The organism is Pseudomonas fluorescens, assembly GCF_012974785.1.
Taxonomy (GTDB): domain Bacteria; phylum Pseudomonadota; class Gammaproteobacteria; order Pseudomonadales; family Pseudomonadaceae; genus Aquipseudomonas; species Aquipseudomonas fluorescens_BT.
The window spans coordinates 4,155,750-4,176,493 of the sequence record NZ_CP027561.1; the positions used below are offsets into that span (position 1 = coordinate 4,155,750).

Annotated in this window: 20 protein-coding genes; 4 read left to right on the forward strand and 16 right to left on the reverse strand. The window is 54.4% G+C overall.

The window, feature by feature from the left end:
* The first annotated feature begins 79 nt into the window (after positions 1–79).
* The 3 genes from C6Y56_RS18680 (at position 80) to C6Y56_RS18690 (ending at position 4,844) form a co-directional block, all read left to right on the forward strand.
* Positions 80–781: a hypothetical protein gene (locus C6Y56_RS18680; protein WP_169431130.1), complete on the forward strand. Its 702-nt coding sequence runs from the start codon at positions 80–82 to the stop codon at positions 779–781.
* A 396-nt stretch (positions 782–1,177) separates the two neighbouring features.
* The gene (locus tag C6Y56_RS18685; RefSeq protein ID WP_169431131.1) at positions 1,178–4,123 is read left to right on the forward strand and encodes an NACHT domain-containing protein; all 2,946 of its coding nucleotides are present in this window, start codon (positions 1,178–1,180) and stop codon (positions 4,121–4,123) included.
* 91 nt (positions 4,124–4,214) lie between these two features.
* A complete protein-coding gene (locus C6Y56_RS18690) occupies positions 4,215–4,844 on the forward strand; it encodes a hypothetical protein (RefSeq protein ID WP_169431132.1) in 630 nt (209 codons plus the stop codon).
* A gap of 471 nt (positions 4,845–5,315) precedes the next feature.
* Here C6Y56_RS18690 and C6Y56_RS18695 read toward each other — a convergent pair whose 3' ends face one another.
* The 4 genes from C6Y56_RS18695 to C6Y56_RS18710 all read right to left on the reverse strand — a co-directional run bounded on the left by C6Y56_RS18695 (position 5,316) and on the right by C6Y56_RS18710 (position 8,839).
* Positions 5,316–5,936 (reverse strand): hypothetical protein, encoded by a 621-nt coding sequence (locus tag C6Y56_RS18695; protein WP_169431133.1) that lies wholly within the window; start codon positions 5,934–5,936, stop codon positions 5,316–5,318.
* Between the two features lie 288 nt (positions 5,937–6,224).
* On the reverse strand, positions 6,225–7,502 hold the full coding sequence (umuC, locus tag C6Y56_RS18700; RefSeq protein WP_169431134.1) for a translesion error-prone DNA polymerase V subunit UmuC: 1,278 nt from the start codon (positions 7,500–7,502) through the stop codon (positions 6,225–6,227).
* Complete coding sequence (locus tag C6Y56_RS18705) at positions 7,495–7,920, reverse strand: LexA family protein (RefSeq protein ID WP_169431135.1); 426 nt, start codon at positions 7,918–7,920, stop codon at positions 7,495–7,497. Before C6Y56_RS18705 ends, umuC begins: the two co-directional genes overlap by 8 nt.
* Before the next feature lie 124 nt (positions 7,921–8,044).
* Entirely contained in the window at positions 8,045–8,839 is a 795-nt protein-coding gene (locus tag C6Y56_RS18710; protein WP_169431136.1) for a DNA adenine methylase, read from the reverse strand.
* A 21-nt stretch (positions 8,840–8,860) separates the two neighbouring features.
* Between C6Y56_RS18710 and C6Y56_RS18715 the strand changes: the two genes are divergently transcribed.
* Positions 8,861–9,562, forward strand: a complete 702-nt coding sequence (locus tag C6Y56_RS18715; RefSeq protein ID WP_169431137.1) for a hypothetical protein — start codon at positions 8,861–8,863, stop codon at positions 9,560–9,562.
* Here the strand turns inward: C6Y56_RS18715 and C6Y56_RS18720 are convergent, their stop codons facing one another.
* From C6Y56_RS18720 to C6Y56_RS18775, 12 genes are all read right to left on the reverse strand, one after another.
* A complete protein-coding gene (locus C6Y56_RS18720; protein WP_169431138.1) occupies positions 9,563–10,111 on the reverse strand; it encodes a lysis system i-spanin subunit Rz in 549 nt (182 codons plus the stop codon).
* Positions 10,093–10,656, reverse strand: a complete 564-nt coding sequence (locus C6Y56_RS18725) for a glycoside hydrolase family 19 protein (RefSeq protein WP_169431139.1) — start codon at positions 10,654–10,656, stop codon at positions 10,093–10,095. Before C6Y56_RS18725 ends, C6Y56_RS18720 begins: the two co-directional genes overlap by 19 nt.
* 30 nt (positions 10,657–10,686) lie before the next feature.
* Positions 10,687–11,736 (reverse strand): phage late control D family protein, encoded by a 1,050-nt coding sequence (locus C6Y56_RS18730; RefSeq protein WP_169431140.1) that lies wholly within the window; start codon positions 11,734–11,736, stop codon positions 10,687–10,689.
* Between the two features lie 70 nt (positions 11,737–11,806).
* The gene (locus C6Y56_RS18735; protein ID WP_169431141.1) at positions 11,807–12,013 is read right to left on the reverse strand and encodes a tail protein X; all 207 of its coding nucleotides are present in this window, start codon (positions 12,011–12,013) and stop codon (positions 11,807–11,809) included.
* On the reverse strand, positions 11,988–12,833 hold the full coding sequence (locus C6Y56_RS18740; protein WP_169431142.1) for a phage tail protein: 846 nt from the start codon (positions 12,831–12,833) through the stop codon (positions 11,988–11,990). The genes C6Y56_RS18735 and C6Y56_RS18740 overlap by 26 nt, the downstream gene beginning before the upstream one ends.
* A gap of 12 nt (positions 12,834–12,845) precedes the next feature.
* On the reverse strand, positions 12,846–15,470 hold the full coding sequence (locus C6Y56_RS18745; protein ID WP_169431143.1) for a phage tail tape measure protein: 2,625 nt from the start codon (positions 15,468–15,470) through the stop codon (positions 12,846–12,848).
* Positions 15,471–15,618: 148 nt separating this feature from the next.
* Positions 15,619–15,939, reverse strand: a complete 321-nt coding sequence (locus tag C6Y56_RS18750) for a phage tail assembly protein (protein WP_169431144.1) — start codon at positions 15,937–15,939, stop codon at positions 15,619–15,621.
* 12 nt (positions 15,940–15,951) lie between these two features.
* Positions 15,952–16,455 carry a phage major tail tube protein gene (locus tag C6Y56_RS18755; protein WP_169431145.1) on the reverse strand — a complete coding sequence of 168 codons (504 nt, stop codon included), beginning with the start codon at positions 16,453–16,455 and terminating at the stop codon, positions 15,952–15,954.
* 12 nt (positions 16,456–16,467) lie between these two features.
* The gene (locus tag C6Y56_RS18760; RefSeq protein WP_169431146.1) at positions 16,468–17,634 is read right to left on the reverse strand and encodes a phage tail sheath subtilisin-like domain-containing protein; all 1,167 of its coding nucleotides are present in this window, start codon (positions 17,632–17,634) and stop codon (positions 16,468–16,470) included.
* A gap of 103 nt (positions 17,635–17,737) precedes the next feature.
* Positions 17,738–18,181: a phage tail assembly chaperone gene (locus tag C6Y56_RS18765; protein ID WP_169431147.1), complete on the reverse strand. Its 444-nt coding sequence runs from the start codon at positions 18,179–18,181 to the stop codon at positions 17,738–17,740.
* 2 nt (positions 18,182–18,183) lie between these two features.
* A complete protein-coding gene (locus C6Y56_RS18770) occupies positions 18,184–20,142 on the reverse strand; it encodes a phage tail protein (protein ID WP_169431148.1) in 1,959 nt (652 codons plus the stop codon).
* Positions 20,139–20,744 carry a phage tail protein I gene (locus C6Y56_RS18775; RefSeq protein WP_169431149.1) on the reverse strand — a complete coding sequence of 202 codons (606 nt, stop codon included), beginning with the start codon at positions 20,742–20,744 and terminating at the stop codon, positions 20,139–20,141. The genes C6Y56_RS18770 and C6Y56_RS18775 overlap by 4 nt, the downstream gene beginning before the upstream one ends.

The following is a 20,744-nucleotide window of genomic DNA, read 5'->3' on the forward strand; positions in this document are numbered from 1 at the left end:
CAGGTAAGCTTCCTTACTCCCTCACTTTCCCATGACTAAACTAGGTGAAACGCGTTCATCAGGAAGCCAGGAGTAATCTGTGGACAGCAAGCGAGCGATTGAACTGGGTGCAAAAATCATTGAGATACAAACATTAATGATCGCGTACGCTACCGATGGACGAACCTCTGCTCAGCCTGCCGAATATCGAGAGCTTTATCCAGAGGTAACAATTGATCTGGAAGATGCGAAATATGCGAACCCCAACCCGCACAAATCGCTCGAAGTCTTCATGGCATTTTGCAAGCTCCAGGAAATGAGCACTTATGCGAGCAGACGCGTTTACGTGCAGGAGCTCTATGCCGACATTTTGCTCGACCTCAAACGGAGACAACGACACGCCCCATCATCTAGGAACTGGAATAAGGCAAATGAAGCCTTGGCTGATGAATTGACGCCAATTCGTGCCCAATGGCTAAAGGCGAAGAACTTCATTTACTCAGCAACGCCTGACTTCGAAAACTCTATAAAGGAGTCAATCAGCTCTATTGAGTCAAGCCTCATGGTGTTGATGAACGAGCCCAACGGAACGCTCGGCAAGGTCATCAAGAAAGCAAATCTCGATGCAGATATTGAGCGCTTGATCACCCAAGCCTATGGGTATGCGAGTAACAAAGATTTCGTTAGGCACGGCGGTACAGTCGAGTCAGCTCTTTCAAAAGCAGAAGCAGAGTTTTTTCTTGAGTTCGCTGCAACATCTATCATCTACATTACCAACCGATCAAAAAAACATGATTCATGAATTGGATCGCCCCGGATTTCCCGGACGCCCACCTGGAAGCTATTGGCCCTTAGCGCCCCTCGTCAGCGACGACAGTCGACCAAAGAGGATTGCTGGGAACGGCAGCTCCCGGCCAGAAGCGGACGTTCGTACGCGACCGCTACCGGCCAAAAACGGACGTTCACAACTGGCCGCTAACGGCCAGAAGCCGGCGTTCCAAGGCAAAACTACCTTTTAGCAGTGGTGCAGCCTAACTCAACGGAATCCCCAATAAATCTCTGTGACTTGGAGGGGCGCTGCAGAGGCGGGAGCCTAAAAATCCACCTCAGTACAAAGCCTGAAGGGGTGTCAAATTGACATCAGCCATTCGAATCGCCTAGTGTTAGAAAATTGCTTCTAATACATAGGGACATGGTCATGATAACCGTAGATGAAATTTATGCCTGCCTCCAGGAAGAAGAGTCGCCTGTCCTAGAGTTTAAACGTGATTGGTATTGGACCGATGCTTCATCGCCGGTAGAAATCTCAAGGCAATGGGGTGAGTTCCTCAAAGACATAATTTCACTTTGCAACTCTTACGTCGGGTATTGCGGAATTGATCGATATCTGATAATTGGGTTTAGCGAAGTAGATAAAAAAGTATATCCCATAGATATATCCAGTATAAAAAAGCTTAGAGATCTCAAGCTTTTTAAAAAAGATCTATTAGCGCGGCTGGAGAAGATAGTTAACACTCCGCCACTTAACATTGAAATTGAAACAGTGCTGATAGATGGACACACACTTCTAGCATTTAAAGTCCCCAGCCCAACGTCTATTACCGAAATAAAAAATAATCTAGACACCAAAACTCTGACCGTGATGGCTGGAGTTGTTCTCGTTCGAAAGGGACAGGACAATGATTCTGTGCGCGCAGCCTCAACAGAAGAAATATCCCTTCTAGTTTCTGATTTTTCGAAATTCAAAGATTCGCTCGACAAAAAGCCAAAGCCAGATCAAAAACGCGATAGAAGCATTAAGAGTACTGTTGAGCTGTATATAGATAAGAACAGAAGCCTGAGTATTGAGAAAGATTTTCCTGTATCAAAAAGAGATTGGAGCGAAAATGTTCTTTTTGAACTTTACAGGCTAAACCAAAAATTCTCAAATCCAACCGTTTTCTTATACATACACGAAAATGCCGCGCAAAATAAAACATTCGAACATATCAAGCGCGAAAAGCTAACAAGTGCTAATGATACCTTAATTATATTGACTGAGCGCCCAAGTGAACTAAAAGACCTTGGCAGAAGAAAAAGCAACTTGAAGGCGCGCTTTCAAACTGAGCATGTTTTTTTTATTGACGAGTTCGGTTACAAAAATCTCTATTCCGAATACATGTTAGATTACCAACCTTATCGATTGGAGAACTACGTTGAGGGGGTTGCCGATATCGGCAGTGACGAAAAGAAAAAAGCACTTGACCAATTGAAGGATTGGTACGGCGCAGTGTCGAATCCGTTGATGGTAATAAAGGGATATGGCGGGATTGGTAAAACCACCTTAGTAAAACAGTTTCTCGACCACGTGCACGATCATCATGATGACGTGGGGATTCTATTTATCGACTCAAATGAAATTGTTGACGAACTGATAAAGATTGCCAGGTCGGATCATAATATTGACGATATTTATGATTTCTACCTGGCTCAAATGAAGAAAAAGGATTTTGATGGCAAAGGGTTTAGTAAAGAGCTTTTAAAACTTTCTGTAGATAACGGGAATTTGCTCATAGTTTTAGACGGTATAGACGAAGTTATTGCCAAACTTGGGACGGGATTCGATGTTTCTTCTTTTATTACTTCAATCTCGGAAAGCTATACAACGAATTTAGAGAAGACAAAGATCATCATTACTTGCCGAGATTATTTTTGGGATACCTTGGAGTATAAAACAAAGGTTGAAGAAATTACTCTCGAGCCGTTTAGTGAAGATCTCGCTGCCGTGTTTTTTCAGAAATATTTCGCTGGAGATCAGGCTAAAATCTCAAAAGCTTTGAAAATGGCTTCGGAGTTCAGACTGAGTAGCGACAAAAAGGATAGCGACTTAATTTACATCCCTTATGTGTTAGACATGATCGGATACTTGATTAAGCAGCATTCTGAGTTTGGAGGCCATAACAATGTCAAGGCCAAGGCAAGATTGCTCTCTCCGGCAATGTCCAATGATTTCTTAGTGCTTAGTGTTTGCGAGCGCGAGGTAACTAAGCTTGGCAACTTCAGCATAGATGATCAGGTAGGATTTCTGATAAATCTAGCGATACAAGAAAGCGGTTACGTAACTGATTACAATATAAAAAATCTGTCTAATTGCGATATAGATGACCTAACCGTTGAAAAGTTAAAAGCACATCCTCTGCTTAGGTATAGTCACGGAAAAATTAATTTTAGGTATGATTTTTTCTATGAATACTTCAAGGGATTGTATATTTATAGCTATTATCTCGACTTAAATGTATTAAAGCTGGATGATAAACTTATCGAGTTAATTGGTTCATATCTGCGCTATGGCAATCAACTGTGTAGCACTCTCAGCCGGAAGCTAGAATATAGCGACAGCCTTGTCTATTTTACAATGGAAACAGTTGAACAGCTTAACAAGCTGGTTGATTACGCAGAGCCGTCCGAGAAAGGCAAATACTTGTCAGCAATTTCGTCGTGTTTTGTTATGGCAATAACTTTGTTGATCGAGTCGGGTGACAAAAAATTCGATAGTTCTTCAGCTACAGATCTTCTTACTACAATTTTTGGCGACTCTGGTGGAGGCGAGATTTCTGGCGTTGCATTAATAAATATTTTAGCTGGCGACTCGAAGAAACTAACGTTTGATCTTAAGTCAAAAACCATAAGAAAATCACATTTTGAACGCTATGATTTCTTTTGGGATTGTGCGATGGACGAAAATACACATTTCGTTACTTCAAATTTTTATCAGTTGGAGCCTCGAAAGGGACTTCGTCCTACAGTGATTCCTAGTTTTGAAGATTGCGACACTATAGACATTCAGCACGTCATTAACAAAAGAATAGAGGAAGAAAACGAGCAGAGTGAACGAATTACCGAGAATCTAAAAAAAGTTTTCGAACTATTCAAGGAGCGCGGTAATTTTTACCCTCAAAAGCAGCAATACATCAAGTCCAAGATTGTCACTAATAATTTGCTACCAATCCTTCTTAAGAACGGTGTAATCGAGGATTATACGGATGATAAAAAACCGACTTTGCGACAATATAGAGTAAGTAACGAATATCGAAACATACTTAAATTTATCGATCAGGGTACGCCATGTATTGAGCTGGATCGCGTGCTTAGCCTGTTTAAATAAGTTGGCTATTGCTTACTTTTTAGTCTATGGCATCTCTATGAATGATTTTAGACAATGTTTATCCGCTTTGAGACGCTGTACGGGGTGAGGGATGGACGTTGAGCACATTGAGAAAGATTTTAAGGCTTTAGTCGAAGGTGAGGCCGATTTGTTGAATTTGGTCGTGAAGTTCCACTTCTCGATAGATAAGGTACTAGATAGAGCTCTTTATGAGGCTCTACCTATGGCTAACGCTATGGAGCTAAGAAGGGTTTCTTTTTTATTGAAATTTGATTTTCTATCTGCCTTAAACGTCTTAAGCAGAGATGTTCGTAAGTTTTTTGACTATTGTAATAGTATAAGGAATACGTTCGCGCACAATCCATATGCAACCTTCCAGGACAAGGATGTAGTTAAGGCAAAAGGCCTATTGCTTTCCCATCCGCGCCCGGTGGTTCCTAAGACTTTTCTGGGAGAGAAGGACAGCGTTGAAGTTTTGAAAACGCTTTTTAGCGTTTGCTTCCTACAAGCTGTAGTAGCTTACGAGGCTTTATGTAGGCAGAAGGTTCTCAATCTTATCACTAGTGAGATGACTGTCGAAGCGGCCACCGGTAAAGGGAGAAAATTTCAAGGAAAAATGTCAGTGAACGCAGAGTTTGAGCGCAGGTGTGTTGAGCGTTTAAGTGTACTTTATCCTGCAATAGAACCTGGCGACTATTACAAAGAGGCCGCGAAAAAATAAATTGTGCAAGCCTCCTTCATTCTTCGTTTCAAGGATTTAAATGTCTGCGAGTAATATACCCATTGGTTAACCCCATGTGCTCCGCTGCGCCTTCACTTCTGGTGGTAGATCAAGGGCAACCAAGGGGGTAGGATTGCCAGGCGGGTAAGAAAAGGCCCCCGCACCGGGGTGAGGTGTGGGAGCCGATTGAACGTAGGGCGGTATTATTAACAGTCGGCTGGTCACGGTTTCCAATGGTTGACATCAATCGGCTTTAGGCCGAAAAAGGTAATCGACGGGTCATATAGTAGGTATTGTTTCAGCGATAAGGTGTAGCTGCCAGACGGGATATTACGAACACTCGCTGGCCACACTTCGTCGGTTGCTACCGGAGAACCTGATGCGTCGTAAGCGGTAATTTGGATCTGCACGCCGACCGCTTCGGCAGGATGCGATAGGCATAACGAGTTCCCTCGCGTTCGTTATTAGAAGCTATTCGCCTGCGTCTGGAGCGGAACGACTTTTCCTTTCCAGCTCATCGAGCCAGGCAATCACCTCGTTCATACTCTTATCCCGGTCCCATTCTCCGGGTAGAGGATCTTCAGCAGGTAGCCCTGCATGTAAACGAAGTTTTTTTACGATGGCAGATGCCTGCAGCCCTAGTAAGGCATACCCCCGTCTCCTTACCCAGAAAAATTCGGGGTGATCCGGCGGATCGCAATCAAAGTCTTGGATGCCTCGAAGCTTTCCATGGAGCTGATCTTGTTGATCGGGAATTCGAAGAATCAAATACATCAAATCTCTAGGTAGTAGTCGCCAATCAACATCAAGCTCCAGCGGCCGAAATACTGGGTCCGCGGTCGTGGTCTGGCAATAACCATCTTGGCCCGCTGGCTGCCCATGCCAGGTGCCATCGTCTTTGCAGCAGTCGAAGCATTCGGTGGCGAATCGATCCAAATGGGAAACAACAATAATTCCTAGATAAGTGGTGGCTTGGTTAATCGTTTTCCGCTTGATCCTCCACTCTTTAATCAGGACAAATGCGTTGCCAAGCAAGACGCCGCTGATACCCGCCACAGCCGAGATTATTGCTGAAACGTTCCCTGGATCCATTAATGCCTCTCCGCGAATTAAATGTGTAAGCGCTGATTGTAGGCATTTCGATCAATAGCGCGCAGAGGCTTATTCTTGTGACAGTATCCACGCCAGTCCCTTATCAGCACCATATCGGCATTCTCCTAACGCCAAAACCCACAAATCCAAGATACTTTCGGAAAATCAATGGCCTGCGCTTACCAAATTTGGCGGTTCAGGAGAGGTTCGAACTCCAACAACTTTTGCCACCAACAATCTTAAAGCTTCATCGTTACTGTCCGCTTATGGCCGATAGCGGACGATTTACTACCTACAGTTGATCGTCCACAATTGGTCCAAGCGAGTCGTGTAGCTCTGACTCATCATTTCACGCCGCATGGCCCACGCTGGGCTACTAGGGACACTCGCCGCTCGCAGCGTCCCCCTTCCCCACCGTTCGTTGATCTGATCCAGTACGGCCATCACCTTGGTAGATTCGGTCGGTTGAGAAGCCGCAAACAGATCATCCGTGTATTCGCCTGGCTGACACAGGCTCATCAGCAATACCTCCGCCTTGCTGTACTTGAAGCCAGGGCGATATACCCGATCCACCGCAGCAACTGCGGCTTTGGTCAGTAGCCGGACATCATCCGTGGGGTAAGGCATATCGATCACCACACCATTGGCGTACTTCGCTTCCTCAGGATTGAACATCCCAGTACGGATGCTCACGCGCACTTTCTTGCACAGCGACTTTTGCGCCCTGAGCTTTTCTGAGGCGCGCATCATGTACGTGGCCACCGCCTCCTTGATCGGTGCCAGTTCCGTCAGCCGGGTGCCGAACATTCGACTGCAGCAGATCTCCTGCTTCGGAGGATCGGGTTCCTCTAGTTCCAGACAGGGGGTGCCGGCCAGTTCGCGCGCCGTCTTTTCGATCACCACACTGAAGTTTTTGCGTAGCGTCCAAGGATCTGCTTTTGCCAGATCCATCGCACTCTTGATGCCCAATGTATCCAGGTGCGCTTTCATTCGACGCCCTACACCCCACACCTCTGAAACGTCAGTGTTACGCAGCACCCAGTCACGCTTAGTTGGGTCGCAAATATTGACGACGCCACCCGTCTGCGCCTGCAGGCGTTTGGCCGTATGGTTGGCTAGCTTGGCCAAGGTCTTGGTGTGAGCGATCCCCACGCCCACCGGAATGCCGGCGCACCTCAGCACCTGACTACGGATCTGTCTACCGAGGCCGTCCAAATTGGTGATTCCGGCGAAATCGACGAAGGCTTCGTCGATGCTGTAGACCTCGACTGCGGGAACCATGGACTCGATCAGCGTCATGACGCGCTCACTCATGTCACCGTACAGCGCGTAATTCGAGGAGAACGGGACGATGCCGTGCTGCTTGAGCTTGTGTTTGATCTGGAAGTACGGCTCGCCCATTTTCACGTATGGCTTGGCATCGTAGCTGCGGGCGATGACGCACCCGTCATTATTCGATAAGACAACGATGGGGACCTTTGCCAGGTCAGGACGGAACACTCGCTCGCAACTGGCGTAAAAACTGTTGCAATCGATCAGGCCGAACACCGGCACCCGCTTAGACATGACTGCGCACACTACCAATGATCACGCCCCAGATCGCCAGCTCATCGCCTTCCAGCACGTAGCGCGGTGGATACTTGGGATTTTCGGACAGGAGGATCACCTCATTTCCACGGATGCACAGTCGCTTGCAAAGCGGATCATTGTTAAGCAGCGCAACAACAATATGCCCGTGAGCCGGCTCCAGTGAACGATCCACTACCGCCAAATCGCCGTCAAAGATTCCAGCCCCCTGCATGCTCTCTCCGGCAATTTTCACCAAGTAAACATGCGGAGCCCGGATGTTGAGCACTTCGTCGAGTGATATGTGGGTTTCGATGTGATCCGCTGCTGGCGAAGGAAAACCTGCCGGCACCCGAAAAAGACAAAGAGGTAATTTCCGACCGGCCACAGCAATAGGGCCTAGGATTGAAAAGCTCATGACGCACGACTTCCGATACTGTACAAATATACAGTTAACGTTCAGAACGGCACTCGGTCAATTTCTGTAGGAAATATCGGATAAACGGGAGGCTGGGAATTAACGAAATGATTATCGGAATCCGTCAGAACAACCCGCCCAACGCTACCGGTTCCCAGTTCATGATTACCAGCTCGCCACTGACTTCAGCCTTCCCCTGCCGCTGATTGGCTGTGGTGTAGCGGATGTCCAGAGTCTCGAAGTGGAAGCCTTCGAACACACGGCGGATGTCCGGATGATCGTTGATGCTGACCATCACTTTGCCTTTGCACCGGCGCATGAAGTCGGCCATCCGTTCATAGTTCTCGAACGGAAAGTCGACGCCGTAGCCGGCGGTCTGCCAGTAAGGCGGGTCCATGTAATGGAAGGTGTGGGCACGGTCGTAGCGTTCAGCGCACTCAAGCCAGGGGAGGTTTTCGACGTAGGTGCCGGACAGGCGCTGCCACGCGGCCGAGAGGTTTTCCTCGATGCGTAGCAGGTTGATGGCCGGGGCAGTGGTCGCCGTGCCGAATGTCTGACCCGAGACCTTGCCGGCGAAGGCATGGTGCTGCAGGTAGAAGAATCGGGCGGCGCGCTGGATGTCGGTGAGGGTTTCAGGGCGGGTCATTTTCTGCCATTCGAACACTTGCCGAGAACTGAGCGCCCATTTGAACTGGCGCACGAATTCTTCGAGGTGGTTCTGCACGACGCGGTATAGCGTGACCAGGTCGCCGTTGATGTCGTTGAGGACTTCGACTGGTGATGGCTGGGGCTTCATGAAGTACAGCGCAGCACCGCCGGCAAAGACTTCGACGTAGCATTCGTGTGGCGGAAAAAGCGGAAGGAGGCGGTCGGCCAGGCGGCGTTTGCCGCCCATCCAAGGGATGATGGGTGAATACATTGAGAGCAAGACCTTTACTGTATGGATAAACAGGTGTTAGGCTCGCCGCGCTTTGTGCACGGAGCAAGAGCCTTGGCTGGACTTGCAGGGACAATCTGCAGGGACGGCGGTCGATCCGGATGTTGGCGCATCCAGATCGGCCGCTCTTTTTTGAAGATCAACTCATTGTGTCCTCAAGGAAAGCCAATGGAAAAAAAAAGCAGTAATTTCAAAAAAGATACGATTGCGCTTTTAAGAAACCTACCAAGCGAATGGGCTATAGCCTTTTTGTTAGGTGCTGTGCCGCTTTGGCTTTTCAGCCACACTCAAAAAGATGTGGACGACATTGTTCAAGGACTACTTGCTATCGGTCCACTTATTGATTACTCCGCTTACTTAATTGCCCCTTATGGCTTAGTATTTCTTATTAAATATGGGATACGATTCAGATCAGACAAGAGCATGTGGATATTTGAGTTCACCCACAAAGTCATTGCAGAGATTGGAACCGGCTTTCTAACCATCACGCGAACGGGACTGGGTGCAGTTTTCGGAATATTAATAATAGGATTGAGCTCAAACATCATCACAATCTCAACTCAGCAAATTACGTCTTTGTTGGTTATGATATTTTCACTCACCATAGCTAACTGCGCACTTGCCCTTGGAAAAGATACGCTTATCGAACATACGAATAGAGCTGCTAGTAGCAACCCGTTAAAGTTCGACCCTAGACTTAAGTAATCATTTTTCGCTCTGTAAATTTATTGCAGACACGTAAGCTTGACACGCTCTAAGCGCTATTAGTCCTCGGTCACCGTCGTCGGTGATTCCAACAATTCGTTGAGCATGCGCTGGGTCAAGTTCGGCTCTTTTGGAACCATGAACCATGCCGCTGGTGGTGGCGGAGGTTGGCACCGATCCGTTGCCGGCATCGGTGGTGGCATCGAGTAGGACTGACAGGCGCAGATCAGCAGTGGCAAGACGGTCGCGCAGGCGATCTTGATTACGTTGGACATCGGTCAAGGCTCGGTAATGGGTTTGTTCACTGGTAGCCAGGCGCTGCTCGAGCGCGAGGCGTTTGTCTTGTTCGGCGCGCTGCTGCGCGGCGGAGGCCAGGGCCAGTTGATTGAGCGTTTCGGTGTGGAGGCGAGCCTGCTCGGCGAGCTGTTTGCCGTAGCGCCAATCCTGCACTTGCCAGGCGATGGCAGCGGATCCGCCGGCCAGGGTGGCCAGCAGCGCCGCGCTGACCAACAACCGATACGGCGCCGGGATTATTTCGCCGAGGCGCATAGCACCGCCCTCGCCCGCTCCCACAACTGCAAGCGATCCTGCAGACCATTCAGGCCGCCGTTGATCTTGCGGGTGATCGCTTCGAATTCGTTTCGATCCGCCAGAGCGTTCAGCTCACGAACCCACCAGAACCACGCGGCCGACTCGGCGGCCCACTGCGGCAGCTCCAGCAGCTCAGGCGTGCGCAACAAACGCTCGTCGCCGAACAGCGCCAAGCTGCAGCGCAGGTAGTTGTTGTGGCCGGTGATCTGAATCAGCCCCCGGCCACGGTAGCGCTGGCCATCGCCGTCGGCCTCGGGCGTGTTGCCCAGCCGTGCGGCCAGAGTCCCGGTGTCATACTTGCTCAGGTACTGGTCGCCGCCCAGTTCGCGCACGTAATTCAGCTCGCCGGATTCGTGTCCGACCTGGGCGAGAAATGCAGCTTGGCGTTGCGGTGTGTTGATCTGCCGGCGGATCATCGCGGCATTGAGCGCAGAAACAAAAACGCCCGCTTGGCGGCGGGCGTTGGGCATGATGCGTTGCAGTTGTTGCTCTGTCAGTGACATGGAGTTCTCCTTGGTTGTGAGACTTCGGCGCTACTGCTTGATCTGAACAACCTTCAGATCCTTCGCCGGCTTTTTCTTTTTGCCTTTGGCTTTCGCCTTGCCCTTCTTGCCGCCGTTGCACTCGACCGTCGTGCTCCAGCCGGCCTGGGTGAATACCTGCTCCACGGAGTCGACCAGGTACTCGCCGTCGAGTCCGACCTTAAAGTCTTGGGCGTTGATCGATCGTTCGGCAAACAGGTCGGTGCGCCCTGCCATCTCCAGTCGGACGCCGGCCGTAGATCGATTGAATGCAGTGAGGCGGGCTTGGGCAGCAGCTTCGGCGGCTGACTTGTTCGGGTATATGTGCCGGTCGGTGTGCACCGTCGGCAAGCCGTCCGGTGATTCGTCGTTGTCGAGAGTGACCACGGCGAGCTTGCCGGTCTTCTTGTCCTGGTGTTTGGTCGACACAGCCTTGTGGGTGTTGCGGTCACCGAGCCGGAACTGAAAACGGCTGACGTCTCGGCGATAGATATTCACAGTGCCTAGCGCCTTTCCCGAAGCACTCTCCCCGCCCTGACGCTGCATCACCAGCAGCTTGCCGTCGGCCACCTTGGCCGTGCAGTCGTATTGCTTGGCCAGGCGCGTAATGAAATTGAAGTCCGACTCGTTGAGCTGATCGGCGCGGGGCACCTTGGTCTGCACCGGGCAGACCGCCTGCCAGCCGTTGCGAGCGGCGACGTCGGCGACGATCCGCGACAACGGCACGTTTTCCCAGCTGCCGCTGCGAGTGGTCTTGCCGCTGCCACGCATGTCGCTGGCCTTGCCGGTGATCACCAGTGTGTCCGGCGGGCCGGACAGCTCGATCTCATCAACGACGTAGCGGCCGATGCGAGTCAGTCTGGTTTCTGCGTAGCCCAGGTAGATCTCGATGTTGGCCCCACGCGAGGGCAGAACCACCGCACCATCGCGGTCATCGATACGCAGTTCGAACTCGTCGGACTCCATGCCGGGTTTATCTGTGGTTTTCAGCTGCAGGAGTCGGTCATTGATCCGCTGGGTGATATCGGCGCCATCGGCCACGACGCGAAAGATGGGGGTCATTGTTCTGTCCAAAAGAAAGCCCGCACAGGGCGGGCTGATTGAGTGCTTACTCGGGATGCAGAAAGACAATTCAGCCCCACAACATCACCTCGCTGTCATCGGGTGCCGGCAAATCTGGCAGCTCGATCACTATGCCGGCGCGGTACGGTTGCGGCTCATCGGCCAGGCCCTGATTAGTATCCAGCACCGCCTCGACCGTTCCGTTCAGATGCCCGTAGGCGTGGTAACACAGGGTGTCGAGCAGATCCCCGTCAGACGTTCTGCAAGTCATCGCCATAGCGCACAAACTCCAAGGTGAACGCCTGTTTACGCGGGATACCACCCTGCAGCAGCGCGCTCTGTTCTTCTTCGACGTTCTTCAGGCACCAGGTGCCGAGCACGTCGCCATAGCCGGTGGTCAGCGTCAGGGGCAAGAGCTGGGCGCCCAAGCTGCGCAGGGTGTCCAACTGCTTGATGCCGCCTTTGAATCCGGGAAAGATCGCGCCCTTGAGGGTGATCTTGTCCTCGCCGATGCCCACCGCTTGCTGCGCCGGTCGCCGGGTCAGGCGTTCCTGCGAGGCCCAGCGGTATTCCGTTGAGCGCCGCAGTTCCTCGAAGGCGGCGGTATCCAGGTTGAAGTAATACGGGACAGCCTTGGGATCCAGTGGCTGCACGATCAGCAGGTGTGGGAATGGCTTCACAGCTTCCGGTACCGGTGTCGCGTCACCGGCCAGCGATCCGGTTGGCAGGATGTTCCCCAGCGATGGGCTGACTTTGCCAGCGATTTTGTTGATGGCGGTCGACGCCCGGGCGGCTTGCTCCTTGAGTTGGCCCATGCGCTCATCAATCTGCGACAAGGCACGCGTGGCCTTGTTGTAGGTGGCCACCACCTGACCGACCTTGGCCTGGGCGGCGTTCACCCCGCGCATGACGCGCTGCAGTTTTTCACCGACTGCCGGACCGACAATCGGAATGCCTTCCAGCTCCGAAGCCGCGCCGCTGATCTCGCTGATCGCGCCGTTGACTGGCCCCATCATGCCGTCGAGGCTGCGCCGGCCACTCTCTCCTGCTGCCGCCAGATTTTTCAGTCCCGACTGCAGCTGTTCCATGTAGGCCATTGGCCCTCCTCGTTACACATGCGGTTCGTCGAACAGCGAGCGGTTTTGCAACTGCTGTGTGGACTGACGCCACTGCTGATCGATGTAGGGTTGAAGCTCTCGCGCCAGTTGCGCCGGATCCTTTACGTCGCCCTGTACGGTGACATGCAGAGGCGCCTGAATATCGAACCGCTGCTCAACCTTAGTCGACTGGGGTTTCGCAGCAACAGGCGGTGCGAGCATCGCCGGTACCGCCGGGGATGCCGGCTGATTCAATGCACGCGTGACATCCCCCATTGCTGTTGCAGTCGACTCCCGTTCAGGCAACAATGGCTTGGAAACAGGCAGTGTTGGAACCTGTGCCGGCAACGCTTGCGTCGGAGCCGATATTGGCTTGGGACGGTCGAGAGTCGCTTGAGGAACGGGCGCCGCGCCGGTCAGCAGCGGCAACATTTTCGGTTGCGGCTGGACCATGTCTTTGACGACCGGTACCGGCGCGAATGAACGGGCGATATCGCCCATCACTGGCGGGATGTTCTGCCCTGCATTGACCATCATCAGCGGCCCGGCATCCGGCACTTTCTTGAGCGCTTCAGGGGTTCCGAACAACTCTTTACCCGCAAAGCCGCCGAGTGCGTCGCCGCCCATGTAACCGAGATAACCGCCAATCAATCCGCCGACCATGGTGCCAATGATGGGAATGGCCGATCCGATAGCGGCCCCCGCAGCAGCGCCGGCGAGAGTGCCGGCCAACCCACCCGCCGCTTGCCCGTACCCTTCGGCTTTTTCATCTTGAGTTTCGGCATTCTGATAGGTGTCCCAGGCCTTGTATCCCGCCTCAACGATGGCGACCACGGCGGTTCCTTTCACCACAGAACCAACGCTAGGACCGCCCCCGCCTCCACGGGTAACACGCTCTTTGCCGCCGCCCCCACCGCCCTTGCCGCCCTTACCTTTTTTCCCATCACGACCGCTATCGAAGTCGCCGGCATCCAGTCCACCGCCCATGGCCGGCAGGTTAGTGACGATGACTTTTTGCGGAATGTTCGGGTTACCCATCAAGGTGCCGCGCCCGATATTCATCAGGCCCTTACCCATCTTGAACGCACTGACGGCGCCCTTGAGCGCGACCAGACCCGCCACGGCTGTACCGATGGCGGTAACCAAACGCGGTGATTCGTCGGACAGGCCCGCGAGCTGTCGGCTGACGTTGGTGATGCCGTCCGCGACCGCATCAGTGACCGGCCGAATCGCATCACCGATGCTGCGCATGGCATCGTCCATGCTCTGGGCCATCTCGGACCATTTTTGCGCGGAAGTCTGCCGGCGTTCAGCCAGGTTCTTGTCGAGGATCCCGGTGGCATTGGCCGAGTCTTTCTTCAGTTGCTCATACAGATCCTTGTTCTGCATGTACGCGGTCAAAGCGGCCTTGACCTGCATGTCGGCGAACAGATCACCGGTACGCAAAGCCTCCTCCAAGGACTTCATCATAGCCTTGGCTTTCTCGGGATCGGCCTCTTTACTGATCGCAGCTGTGGCCTTGGCCATTTCGGCCGCCCGTTTAGGATCGGTCGCCTCGATGTATTTCTGGGCCAAGGCAAAACTCGACTCCAGCGTAGACTTGCCGTTCTGCAGTCCGGTTTGCAGCGACTTCTTGTAGTCGATACCCGCCTTTTCATAGGCCTTGACCGTTTCGCCGGAACCGATTTTCTCCATCCAGTTTTTTAGATTATTGGCCGCTTCGTCCGAGCCGCCGGCCGTCTTCATCTGCACTTGCAACATCGCGCCCAACTGCGACACCGAGTCCATACCGGTGATGCCCAGCTTGCCCATACCAGCCAACAGTTCAGGAAACCACTTGGCCATGTCGACCGCTTCAAAACTGCCTGCCTGTCCCTGGTAGGCGATGGCCTCCAGCGCCTTTTGCATCACAGCCGGATCGGTGATCTTGGCGTTCTGGCCCAAGGCATTGATCATCTTGGCGGTTTCAGAGCCGTCCGAACCCTGCCCCACAGCGAACTTGGCCGCCGTCGGTGCATAGGCCAGTGCCTTATCCAGCTCCATGCCGGCGCCGACCAGGGCGTTGACCAACTCGGCGACCTGGTTGCGCGCCATGCCCGTATCACGCGACGTGTCGATCACGGTTTTGGAGAGCTGCGTTTCTTCTGGCGTGTTGGCAATGTTGGCCTTGATCGCGATGTCACGAATGATCGCGCCGTAGTCCGCACTGACCTTTGTCGGAATGGCCACGGCAGCAGTCAGTGCGCCGGCCTGGCCGAGGGTGCTTTTCATCCCCTGCCGACCTTCGTCCAGTTGTCGGTAACCGAGCGCTTTGAGTTCCGCACCGGCCGCGACACGACCCATCGTGGCGTAGGCCTTGCTCAAACGTCCGACCTCGACGCCCTGTTTCTTGAGAAGGTCGAGGTTCTTTTCGTATTTGGACAACAGCTTGTCGGCACCGGCGGCGCCGGTTGCGTGCGCCTTGCGCCATTCCTCGCGCAGACGCATGGTGTCGCCGATGGTGTTCTGCAGCACCCGGGCTTTACTGCCGACCGTACCCAGGTGCTTGATCTTGCTTTCGACGTCCTTGAACGCTTTGCCCACCGTCGGATCGACGGCGCCGCCGATGACAAAGCCGAGTGCGAGGTTCTTCGCCATGTGCGTGTCCTTGGGTCGAGGATGATTGGAAATGGCTCAGTCCGTGAGCCACCACACGATGTCGTTGAAGGGCATGGCCATGATCTCGGCTGCCGAGAAACCAGTCTCCTTGGCGAGTCGCTTGGCCAGTCCTTTCAATGTCGGCCCGTCAAATCTCGTCGTCTTGGACCAGACGAAAATAGCCTTTCTGCAGGCGCATGTAGTCGACCAACTTGAGGGCCATCAGATCCTGTTCCGGGGTCTGAGTCAGCGAGGAGAACAGCGACATTTCGCGCTTTTCTTCATCGCCGTTGCAGGCTGCTTGCGCGGCCCGAATGTCTCGCACGCAAGGTGTACGAATAGTCAGCGTGTCGACCAGCACACCCGACAGCTCGGTGGGGTGTCGCAGGGAGATGCGAAAGCCTTCCTCGGTCAGTTGCAGCCAGCTTGGCAGTGGTTTTTCTTGAGTGGCTTGATTGGTTTGCGTCATTTCATTGTGTCCTTAAAGGCCCAGGGCCGAACGTTCGTCAGCGAGTTGGTCGACGCCATCGACGACCAGCACCATGCCCAGCATGTCGATCTCGTAAATCACCCGGCCGGCGACTTCGAGCTTGTAGTAGGTCAATGCCATGTTGTGTTTGGTCTCGGCCTTCTCACCGGCCTTCCAGTCGCCCATGTCGACCTCCTTGATACCGCCACGCATGGTGACGATCACCGGGGTGACCTTGCCCTTGAGCCCCTTGAACGAACCTCGGAACACAGCGCTGCAGGCGGTGCGGTCGGACAAACCGAAGAATTTGAGCGCTTCGCGCCGCACACCGTTGGTGGTAAAGCCGGCCTCCAGTTTTTCCACGCCGGTCGGGATCTCGACCTCGCCGGCCATACCGCCGCCTCGATAGGCTTCGGTTTTCAGCACCACCTTAGGCAGGGTCAGGCTCGGCATTTCGCCGGCAAAACTGACGCCGTCGATAAACCCGGCGCAGTTGGAGAGAACTTCAGGAATCATCAGGGTGCCTCCTTAGGCGGGCTCAAGCACTTCGGTCATCCACTCGTTGGTGACCTCAAAAAGGAAGTTCGGGTTTTCGGCCGGCGGTACGTCGGTGAAGCGGATGCGCCAGTACACCTTGCCCTGCTCGATCTGGCTGGCGGTGTTCAATTCGTGATCCGGAAACACCTCGAAGTTGATCACCGCACCTTGGTTTTTCAGGTCACGCATGAACGCTTCCAGGCCGTCAGTGACATCCTTGACGTAGGTCTTGGTGATCGAGCGGTCGACCGCCCACTTGTGGCCGGCCTGCACCGCATCCATGAGGATGAACAGCGTGCGTACGCGGGTGACGAACGCCCACTTCGGATCGCTCGACAGCGTGCGGTTACCCCAAAGGCGGTAGCCGTCGTCGCGAATGATCGTGGTGATATTGGCGTTGTTGAGCAGGTTTGCCCGACAGGTCTCGTCGCCGTCCAGGTACTCGACTGCGCGGGTGGTGCCGGTGATGCCGGTGAACTCTTTGTTCGACGGCGAAGCCCAGAAGCCGTAGGTCGCATCCGTCCAGGCAAACAGGCCGGCGGTCCATGCAGAACCCGGCGCATCTACGGTCTTGCTTTCGCCGGTATCCCAGAACTGCACACCGGGGTCGACCATGAACAGGTTGCGACTGCCGAAATTGTCGGCGTAGGCCATGGCTTCCTCGTCGGTGGTGCATGGCCCGTCGATGATGCCAATGGCGCGCAGCTTCTGCGCCAGACCATCGATGGCGGTGGCCACCGCCTTGGTGGCCGAATGACCAGGTGCGATCAGCAAACGCGGTTGGGCGTTGAACAGGCTTTTGCCATCGAGCAGTGCCTGCAGGCCAGTACGCTGACCCGAAGCCAACACGCCGCCGATAATGGCCGATGTCTGCAGCGCCGGATCATCCATCTTCGGCACGCCGATGGCGACGATTACCGCCTTGGCTTTTTTGTAAATCGCCTGGCAGGCTCGGGTCATTGCCGATTCAGCGCCGAATGCTGCTATGGCTTCGCGCTCAGTGGTGATCAGCTTCAGTTCCCCTGCCTTGGCAGTGCCGCCGCCCAACACACCCGGCGTGAAGGTGTCGCACAAACCGATGATCGAGGAAGACGGCAGCGTGATGGTGCGCGCGCCGGTGTCGACCGCTGTGGTCGTGACGCCGTGAAAGAAACTCATAAGGCTCGTTCTCCAGAAACGAAAAAGCCCCGCGTGTCTGCGAGGCTTGAGGTGTTGGTATTGCATGAGGCGGAATGAAAAACGCCCCGTCAGTGCGGGGCGTTCAGGTGATTTGCGTTGCCAGCCAGATCGGCGCTGGCGGACGGTGTTCCGAAAGAGGAAATTGCTCGCCTTGCGGCCAGCCGCGCAACGTCCGGCGGTAGGCCTGCAACTCCGCGTACTGATCGACCGCGAGCGAAGTCTCGCCACCCTCCTCGAGCTCGTCGCGGTGGCGAGACACCAACGGATCAGTCAGCGCCAGTTGCGCATCACGCCAAGATCGCTCGACAGACGTCAGCTCATCAGCATTCAGCGGCGGCGGATCGATCAGCACCGGCTGACCATCGGGTCGTGACGACATTTTCTTGGGGCTGACCGACAACTCATCGAGCAGCGCCTGCCAAACACTTTCCGACACCTCGACCACGTCCGCCGGCATGTCGGCGCCGTGAACCTCGGGGCGATAAGCCCCACAGATGGACGGACTGAAAAAAACAATCTTGCTCATATTTAGTTCCCCACTGCTCGCCACCAAACCGTCCATCCAGCCTGAGACGCACCCGACTGATTTTGTACGCGCAACGTACAGCCGGCCGCACCCAGCCCCGCCCCCATAACTGCGTGCATCAAACACAATGACCCGACGTGCATTGGCGTAATGTTGCGCGGCGCGTTAGGGAACGGAATAGGGAACGTGACATAAACGTACCCGTTAGCATCCGTAACGCCTGACCCCCATTGCTCGATCGCCCCCGATGGCAGTCGGTGATAACCGCTGCCCCCCCAAAAGCTGCCGAACTCGGGCGCATACTTCAAAGCAGACATACCGCTTTCAACGACCCATTGCCCGTTCCCCGCCGTTATCACGATGGTAGAAAGCGATTGGAGAGACACAGAAGTCATAGAGTTAACGGACATCGCGCTGATAATGTCCGTACCCTGCCGAGCAATAGTGACCACCCCCGGCGTCGTGTTGAATAGAAAAAAATTAGTGCCGGTGGGTACTGAAGCAACAGGCGGCAAGGTCAGTGTCCCTGATGCCGCTAGCACAATACGATAGCCAGCAGCCGAGGCACTGAGCGTCGCGGGCAATGCTCCGATATCCACACGCCCGGCAAAATTCCCCTGCGCCCGCTGCGCAAATTCCGTCGTGGCCAGCGCCTTGCTGCTGTCAAACTGCGGTTGCGTGATGAAGTGCGCGCCGCCCATCGTGCCCGCAAAGCGAAACATCACCGAGCCGCCAACCAATCGCCATTGATCTTGCAGGCGGATGAATTCGGCCGTGTCGCCCAAGGCCAGCACCAACGGGCCGGCCACGCCGGTCGACGTATAGATAACGTCAGTCCCCGAACCCACGATTTTCAACCCGCCCGCGCCGGCGCTGACCAGCGTGATCGTAGCTCCCTGCGCAACACCTGCTGTCGGTGGCAAGGTCGCCGTGAGCTGTGCTGCGGCGGAGAAACTGTGAAGGCCGCCGACGTGCGCCGCCGACAGCACCAGGCTCGCATCGTTGGTCGTGAACCCCGAGAACTCGATACCGCGCCGCTTGAGAAATTCAGTCGTCGCCAGCGACTTGCTGCTGTCGAACTGCGCCGGCGTGGGAGCCGTGGGGTTGCCGGAAAACGTCGGCGAGAACAACCGGGCAAAACCGTCTGTGATGTCCTTGAACGTCAGCGCGGTGGTGCCCACGACAATCGGGCCATCCGTTACCAGCTGCCAGATCGTGTCGGCCTGAGTTGCGCCAACCTCGACCGCCACCGTCAGATTCGGCGTCACCTTGGTGTTGTTGTCCGCATCCTTGGCCCGCACCCAAGCACCTACCGCCGCCACCCATGGACCATTGTCCTTGGCCAACGTCTGGTTCTTCACCAGTACCCGGTCACCGGCGTTCAGCGAAACCCCGTCCACCACCTGCAAACCGACCAGGTTGATATTGGCCGTGGTGGCTGCTCGCACCGACTGTTTGATGTCGAGCTTGCTCAGTTCCTCAAGAATGCGTGAATCGACCCACTCACGCGTTGCCAGCACCACCGCCGGATCGATCTTGAGACTGATCTGCGCGGTACTGGAAACAATAAGGTTCATCCGCACTACCTGCGTACGTCCCGAGCCCTGCGACAGAATTGGTTTGAAGCTCGGCGCACAGTTGGCCACCGCTACCAGGTCGCCGTCCGCGTCGTACAGTCCGACCTCACGAATCCAGCGCCCCCCCTCATCGGCTGGAATCACCTGCTCGGCGATGATTACCGCCGCATTGACCGGATCAATTCGTAGCTGATTCAGCGGCCGCCGACGCCACTCGTTGATCAGTTTTGTTTGCTTGGCGCTGGGTTGCGGGTCAGTGCCATTCGCATCGCCCAGGCCCATCTGTGTAATGTTCCAGGGAACCCCAAGCACGTTGGCATTCGCCAGCTTGGCGGCACCCACGTCCGTGAGGATCGCGAAGAATTTCGAATTCTCATCAATCATGAATAAATGTCCAAGGTGTCAATGGAGTGTTCCCGCCCAACCACACCGAAGTTGCCGGTGAGGTTGATGTCCTGCATTTCAGGCGGGTAGATGTCGAGCTCGTCGCCGTCGTAGAGGCATGCACCAACATTCAGGTTGCCTTGCGTTTCAAGGCTGATGGCCAGCCCCGTCAACTTGCGGCTAACCGGTTTGGCGTCATCAATCAGGCGTTCAAGTTCGAGGTACATTTCCTCGGTGATGCCGGTATCCAGCACCCCGACCTTCAAGGCGAAGGTGCCCGGCACCCCTTGTGGCACCGTGTTGAACCATTCGACGATCTCAATCAGGTAGCCCAGCGGTTCGACGACTCTGCGCAAGGCACCGATGGTGCCCTTGTGTTTGTGGATGAAGAACGACGCCTTGATTGCGGCGCGCTTGACCGGCTCCGACCAGGACGGATCCCAACGGTCGACCGACCAAGCCCAGGCCAAGTGCGGCAGCAGGTGCTCCGGACAGGTGTCGGGGTTGTAAAGCGTGCGCAACGGAATCAACGTGGTTTCGGCGAATGTCGCCTCGATACCCCGTTCCAATGGAGTGCTGTTGAGCGGCAAAAGACTGCGCAT

Bases quoted from the DNA above. Each gene is read 5' to 3' on its own strand.
- umuC (WP_169431134.1), bottom strand. From the start codon at position 7,502: ATGTCTAAGCGGGTGCCGGTGTTCGGCCTGATCGATTGCAACAGTTTT.
- C6Y56_RS18730 (WP_169431140.1), bottom strand. From the start codon at position 11,736: ATGACCCCCATCTTTCGCGTCGTGGCCGATGGCGCCGATATCACCCAG.
- C6Y56_RS18705 (WP_169431135.1), bottom strand. From the start codon at position 7,920: ATGAGCTTTTCAATCCTAGGCCCTATTGCTGTGGCCGGTCGGAAATTA.
- C6Y56_RS18765 (WP_169431147.1), bottom strand. From the start codon at position 18,181: ATGAGCAAGATTGTTTTTTTCAGTCCGTCCATCTGTGGGGCTTATCGC.
- C6Y56_RS18750 (WP_169431144.1), bottom strand. From the start codon at position 15,939: ATGACGCAAACCAATCAAGCCACTCAAGAAAAACCACTGCCAAGCTGG.
- C6Y56_RS18740 (WP_169431142.1), bottom strand. From the start codon at position 12,833: ATGGCCTACATGGAACAGCTGCAGTCGGGACTGAAAAATCTGGCGGCA.
- C6Y56_RS18720 (WP_169431138.1), bottom strand. From the start codon at position 10,111: ATGCGCCTCGGCGAAATAATCCCGGCGCCGTATCGGTTGTTGGTCAGC.
- C6Y56_RS18770 (WP_169431148.1), bottom strand. From the start codon at position 20,142: ATGATTGATGAGAATTCGAAATTCTTCGCGATCCTCACGGACGTGGGT.
- C6Y56_RS18715 (WP_169431137.1), top strand. From the start codon at position 8,861: ATGGATAAACAGGTGTTAGGCTCGCCGCGCTTTGTGCACGGAGCAAGA.
- C6Y56_RS18755 (WP_169431145.1), bottom strand. From the start codon at position 16,455: ATGATTCCTGAAGTTCTCTCCAACTGCGCCGGGTTTATCGACGGCGTC.
- C6Y56_RS18725 (WP_169431139.1), bottom strand. From the start codon at position 10,656: ATGTCACTGACAGAGCAACAACTGCAACGCATCATGCCCAACGCCCGC.
- C6Y56_RS18735 (WP_169431141.1), bottom strand. From the start codon at position 12,013: ATGGCGATGACTTGCAGAACGTCTGACGGGGATCTGCTCGACACCCTG.
- C6Y56_RS18760 (WP_169431146.1), bottom strand. From the start codon at position 17,634: ATGAGTTTCTTTCACGGCGTCACGACCACAGCGGTCGACACCGGCGCG.
- C6Y56_RS18775 (WP_169431149.1), bottom strand. From the start codon at position 20,744: ATGCGCAGTCTTTTGCCGCTCAACAGCACTCCATTGGAACGGGGTATC.
- C6Y56_RS18695 (WP_169431133.1), bottom strand. From the start codon at position 5,936: ATGGATCCAGGGAACGTTTCAGCAATAATCTCGGCTGTGGCGGGTATC.
- C6Y56_RS18685 (WP_169431131.1), top strand. From the start codon at position 1,178: ATGATAACCGTAGATGAAATTTATGCCTGCCTCCAGGAAGAAGAGTCG.
- C6Y56_RS18745 (WP_169431143.1), bottom strand. From the start codon at position 15,470: ATGGCGAAGAACCTCGCACTCGGCTTTGTCATCGGCGGCGCCGTCGAT.
- C6Y56_RS18690 (WP_169431132.1), top strand. From the start codon at position 4,215: ATGGACGTTGAGCACATTGAGAAAGATTTTAAGGCTTTAGTCGAAGGT.
- C6Y56_RS18710 (WP_169431136.1), bottom strand. From the start codon at position 8,839: ATGTATTCACCCATCATCCCTTGGATGGGCGGCAAACGCCGCCTGGCC.